The organism is Streptococcus sp. DD04 (genome assembly GCF_001578725.1).
Lineage (GTDB): Bacteria > Bacillota > Bacilli > Lactobacillales > Streptococcaceae > Streptococcus > Streptococcus sinensis.
Genome location: NZ_KQ968976.1, coordinates 240,049 through 244,160 on the forward strand (window position 1 = coordinate 240,049; position 4,112 = coordinate 244,160).

Annotated in this window: 2 protein-coding genes and 1 pseudogene; all 3 read right to left on the bottom strand. The window is 44.2% G+C overall.

The window, feature by feature from the left end; genetic code table 11:
* A pseudogene (locus STRDD04_RS01170) lies at positions 1-357 on the bottom strand (DUF2130 domain-containing protein); the annotation flags it as partial.
* Positions 358-450: 93 nt separating this feature from the next.
* A complete protein-coding gene (locus STRDD04_RS01175; RefSeq protein WP_062198622.1) occupies positions 451-2,196 on the bottom strand; it encodes an ABC transporter ATP-binding protein in 1,746 nt (581 codons plus the stop codon).
* Positions 2,189-3,955 carry an ABC transporter ATP-binding protein gene (locus tag STRDD04_RS01180; protein WP_062198624.1) on the bottom strand — a complete coding sequence of 589 codons (1,767 nt, stop codon included), beginning with the start codon at positions 3,953-3,955 and terminating at the stop codon, positions 2,189-2,191. Before STRDD04_RS01180 ends, STRDD04_RS01175 begins: the two co-directional genes overlap by 8 nt.
* Between the last annotated feature and the right edge of the window lie 157 nt (positions 3,956-4,112).

Consider the following 4,112-nt stretch of genomic DNA (forward strand, 5'->3'; position numbering starts at 1 on the left):
CGCAAGCTCCTGCTGACTATCAAATTGAGAAATTTGATTACGAAGCTCCGTGATAGTCTGATCCTTGTCAACTATAGATTTGTCATACTCTTTCTCAACTTCCTTTTTGACTAACTCTTTTTCAGTTTCAAACTGATCAATTTGGTGCTTTAGTCGACTGATTTCTTGATCTTTTTGAGCGCTGAGAGTCTGCTGTGCATTCTGCGATTTTTGCTCTGCTAAAGCCAGTTCCTGCTCAATCCGAGCATGAATCTCCTTGTCAAACTCTGCTGTCCGAACCTGCGACAAAAGCTCACTGTACTGGCTCTCATTGACTGTAAAAACCTCCCCGCAATTGGGGCATTTGATTTCGTTCATGGCTACCTCATTCAAGATTTTTCTCTACTTCATTATACCATTCTTCCCTTTAAATGAAAAACAGCAAGCTAAATAGCTTGCTGTATCAGTTTATCACTCCCCCATCTCAATCCGCCAGCTAGCAGCTGTTTTTCTTTCTTGGATAAACTTACTGTAAATACCTTGTTTGGCTAGTAAGTCTTGATGTTTTCCTTGCTCGACAATACGGCCTTGATCCAGCACCAGAATCTGGTCTGCATGTTCAACCGTCTTGAGTCGGTGAGCAATCATGATAATGGTCTTATCACGAGTCAGAGCCTGAATAGCCTGCATGAGGGCTTCTTCATTTTCTGGGTCAACATTGGCTGTTGCTTCATCCAGAATGATAATAGGCGCATCCTTGATAATAGCCCGAGCGATGGAAATACGCTGACGCTCACCTCCAGAAAGACTGGCACCTCCTTCACCAATCTTGGTGTCATAGCCATCAGGCAGCGAGAGGATAAAGTCATGACAGGCCGCTTTCTTGGCAGCCTCTATCACTTCTTCCAGACTAGCCTCTGGCTTACCAAAGCGGATGTTATTGGCAATGGTGTCCTCAAAGAGATAGACGCTTTGGAAGACAAAGCTGAAATTGCGAATCAGGCTGTCATAGCTGTAATCCCTGACATCACGCCCGTCCAGGCTGATATTTCCCTGCTCCACATCCCAGAAGCGGGCAATGAGATTGCAGAGCGTTGTCTTGCCAGAGCCAGAAGGTCCGACCAAGGCAGTTGTCGTTTTTTCTGGAATAGAGAGAGAGACATGGTCAATAATCCTTTTATTTCCATAAGAGAAACTGACATCTCTCAGCTCAATACGGCTGCTCTTGGGCTCTATATCCTGACCGCTGATGTCCATCGGCTGGATAGCCAAGACTTGATTGACCATATCAACCGACAGATCAACAATGCGTAAGAGCGCTGAAAAACTGCCTACACCATCCAGATTTTCATAGACCATAAAACCACTGATAATCATCATGATAGCCACTAGCAACTCCATGCTACCATTCAGATAAAAGTAGATTGAGAAGAGCCCCATAAAGAGTCCAGTCAGCTTGGTAATCATACCTTGAAGGGCAATATAAGGCGAAGTGACTAGGGCCAGCTTGGTATCTAGTCGGCTCTTTGCATCAATCGTCCGCGATAGTTTCTTGCTAGATCGGCTAGCTAGATTGTAGTTCTTGACTTCAGCAATACCTTGGCTGTACTCGAGAACCACTTCGACTAGGTTCATATCTGCCCTATGCTTGATATCCGATACCTTACCCGCCTGCCAGCGCATGAGGCTATTGGGCAAGAGAAAAAGAATCAGCCCCACCAGCAGAACCAAACCGATCCGCCAGTCATAAAGAAAGACTAGAATCGTAATCAAAGCACAGGAGAGAAAGCCCTGGACTGTCATCATGACCACCCGCGTCGCCACGTCGGATAAGGCTTCCAGTGTATTGGTTGTGACACTGGTGATTTTTCCTAAACTAGTTTGATTGAAATATCCCATGGGCAGATAGCGCATGTGCTGGGCAATCTCAATCCGTTTCTGAGCACAGGTATGATAGCCAGCTTCTGTCTGCAACATGGTAATTTTCAGAGTAATCCAGACATTAAGCAGAACAGAAACAGCCATAATAATCAAGGACAGCCAAAAAGTTTGCATGGACAGATTTTTCTCAATCAACCCCATGATTACTAGACCAATGGCTGGAATACGCAGGGCGATAATGAAGGATTTGATTACCCCCAGATAGATGGATAGATAAAATTTTCTGCAATCTTCTGGCTGGCAAAATTCAAAGAATTTTTTCAGTATACTAAGCATGAGCTACCCCTCCTTCCAGCTGGTCTCCATCCTTAACCGCTATATGAGCCTGCCACATGGAAGCATAAATCGGACAGGTCTCTAACAGTTCCTCATGACGCCCTTGAGCCTCAAGTCGACCGGCATTAAGGACTAGAATTTGTTCTGCCGTCTTAATGGTTGACAGACGATGGGCAATAACAATCAGCGTTCGACCCTCAATCAGCTTAGCCAGGCTGGACTGGATACGAGCTTCATTTTCCGGATCAGTATAGGCTGTCGCCTCATCTAAGATAATGATCGGTGCATCCTTAAGCATGGCACGGGCAATAGCAATCCGCTGACGCTCACCACCAGACAAATGACTGCCACCAACACCAACGCGAGTCTGGAAACCTTCTTCCAGCTGCAGGATAAAGTCATAACAGCCACACTTTCGAGTAATTTCCATAACTTCTTCATCCGAGGCTGCAGGATTTCCCATGCGGATATTGTCCATAATACTTTCATCAAAAAGGTAATTGTCCTGAGTAACATAGGCAATCTGCTGACTGTAATAATCCAGCGGCAACTGGCGGATATCAACTCCGCCGTAAGTAATCTGACCAGAGGAAACATCCCAGAAGGAAGCCAAGAGTTTGGCAATGGTGGACTTACCTGACCCCGAAGGACCGACCAATGCATTGATACTGCCTTCTTTGATAACAAAGGAAATCCCATGCAAGACCTCTTTTTCTACAGAGTAGCCAAAAGAAACATCTTTCATAACCAAATCACACCCCTGAGGTTTTTCTGCCAGAGCAATCGGCCTTTCCAAATTTTCCTTTTCCAAAATAGCAATAACTTCTCCAAAGATAGATCCTACCTTGCGCAATTCGTCCATATAGCTAGCCACCAAAATCAAAGGTGTCAGCAGGCTGAGTGACAAGATAATCATAAGGATGAAATTGCCTGCACTGACGCTTCCTCGCAGATAAAAATAAGTTCCAGCCGGTAGCAGAAAGAGTAAGCCAGAAGGTAGAAAAGCTGTCACAATAGCCATTTCCAGATTGAATTTGCGCATCCATTCGATAAAACAGTCCGCTCCTTCTTTAGCAGCTTTGACAAATTTATCGTAGGAGAATTTCTCCTTGCCAAAAATCTTGATGACCTCAATCCCATTGATATATTCAACAGCCGTATCGTTGAGTTTCTTGGTCTTAACAATGGTATTCTGATAATCAGCTTCGCTGTTAGCCGCCATCCGAATATATGCTAGAACAGCGATAGGTAGACTTAAAAGCGAAAACAGAGCCAGCCGCCAGTCAATGACAAACATGGCTACCAAGATCAACAAAGGGCTAAAAAGACCAGATGTAAACTCAGGAATCAGATGGGCCAAGGTGGTCTCGGTCGCATCCACCCGCTCCACAATAATGTTCTTGTAGCTGCCAGAAGACTGATCTAAGACCGTTCCTAGAGGCAAGAGTCGCAATTTCTCGGTCAGACGGTAGCGCATCTCCGCCAGAATCTTAAAGGTTGCTGTATGGGAAAGCAGGGTAGAAATGCCATGAAACCCCCAATAAGCTATCCAGAAAAGACCGACCCAAACAGACTGGACCAGATAGAAATTCCAATCCCGGTTGCCAGCCAAGAGCTGATTAATCATATTTCCCACCAAAAAGTAGGGTAGAAAACCAGCTAGCACAGAAGCAAAGGCAAAAGTCAAACTGAGAATAAAATAGAGTTTGTGATGGGAAACAAATTCCCAAATCCAAGCAAAGACAGATTTTTTCTTCATATCAAATCCTTCTTTCATCAATAAACAGGGAGTTTTATGAACCACCAGTTTCTTTTTATTATAAATTCTGACAATTCTAATGTCAAGAGAATTAAAGAGACAGAGAAATATTTTTATCAATCCTTATGCTTAATGCTTTTTCCACTTGTAAAATAGG

What these genes read in the sequence shown, in the direction of transcription:
- STRDD04_RS01175 (WP_062198622.1), bottom strand. Translation starts at nt 2,196, where the DNA reads ATGCTTAGTATACTGAAAAAATTCTTTGAATTTTGCCAGCCAGAAGAT.
- STRDD04_RS01180 (WP_062198624.1), bottom strand. Translation starts at nt 3,955, where the DNA reads ATGAAGAAAAAATCTGTCTTTGCTTGGATTTGGGAATTTGTTTCCCAT.